The organism is Parasedimentitalea nitratireducens (assembly GCF_057444295.1).
This window is the reverse complement of sequence record NZ_JBYAXC010000041.1, coordinates 1-1,235: the sequence shown is the minus strand read 5'-3', so window position 1 is coordinate 1,235 and position 1,235 is coordinate 1. Positions and strand designations below refer to the sequence as shown.

Sequence of the window (1,235 nt, the reverse complement as noted above, 5' to 3'; positions counted from 1 at the left end):
ATTATAGAAGCCATTGATGTATTCGAAGATCGCCATCTCAGCCTGCCTGCGCGTTTGCCATGACCGACGCCAGATCAGTTCGACCTTGATGGTTTTGAAGAAGGTTTCGGCGGCTGCCTTATCATAGAAATTACCTTTTCCGCTCGTCGACGCCCTGAACCCATGCTGGCGCAGGATCTTGTGGTAATCGTGAGAGCGATATTGGCTGCCACGTTCCGTATGATGGATGCAGCTCTTTGGACGGCACACGGAGGGCTATAGCCATTCCTTGACCGGCAGGGCCTTGCACAGCAATGTCCCGAGAGGTTTCAAAGCCCGGATTGCCAGATCACGATTCATGCGATTGTTCACCGCCCATCCGATCACCCGTCGAGAATGCAGGTCCAGGATTACTGCCAGATACAATCAACCTTCGCGGGACCAGACATAACTGATGTCGCCCGCCCATTTCTGATTTGGCCTGCCCGCGATGAAGTTTCTGTCCAGCCGGTTGGGCGCGATGTTGAACTTGTGATCGCTGTCCGTCGTCACCCGCTGGCTGGCAGGGCATCCTTCGGGTGCCCGAGAAGCTGGTGTTTTCGCGTGCTGACAACGGATATACTGTTCTGGCGCATCCACTGCCCGGCAGTTGCTGTTTGCAGCAATGAGAGGGAACCTACCAACACGGCGATGCCCCACATCCAGACCAATCTCTTTCAGTTCTTCCGTCATCCGTGGCCCACCATAGCTGCCCAAGTTGAGACGGGGCTGCTCCTTGATATGCGCCAGCGTGACCAGGTCAGACCGTTGCCGACGGCTGGCGGGGCGGCTGCGAAAGGCCCGCAACCCGCGCGTGCTGACACCGACAACATGGCATAGGCGTTTTGCCGGAAAACTGTCACGATGTTCTTCCCCTCTCGTGCCTGTAAACAGGCACTGCCGGGCAGTGAATGAACCAAAATCTCATTGTTTTAGCCGCGCAAAGAACACCGTGGCCTTTTTACAATGTCCCTTTCCTCCTCGAGAATGTGGTTCTCGCGTCGAAGCCGGTCATTCTCTTGGGTGAGGCTCAGATCCTCCTGCGAAACCACATCCGTGTCCCGGTGGGCCGTGATCCATTTGTTCCGCGTCCAAAGCCCAACGCCCAGATCATCGGCCACCTGTTTACGCGTTAGCCCACTGATCAATGCAATGCGCACCGCATCGCTGCGAAATTCGTCCGTCCGTTTCTGTCCCATAGTTCATCTCCTTTGTTG

The 1,235-nt window shown here is 56.0% G+C and carries 1 pseudogene; it reads right to left on the bottom strand.

Annotation, left to right across the window (positions count from 1 at the left end):
* Positions 1 to 1,217: pseudogene (locus AC2T28_RS24920) on the bottom strand (IS3 family transposase); the annotation flags it as partial.
* Positions 1,218 to 1,235: the final 18 nt, after the last annotated feature.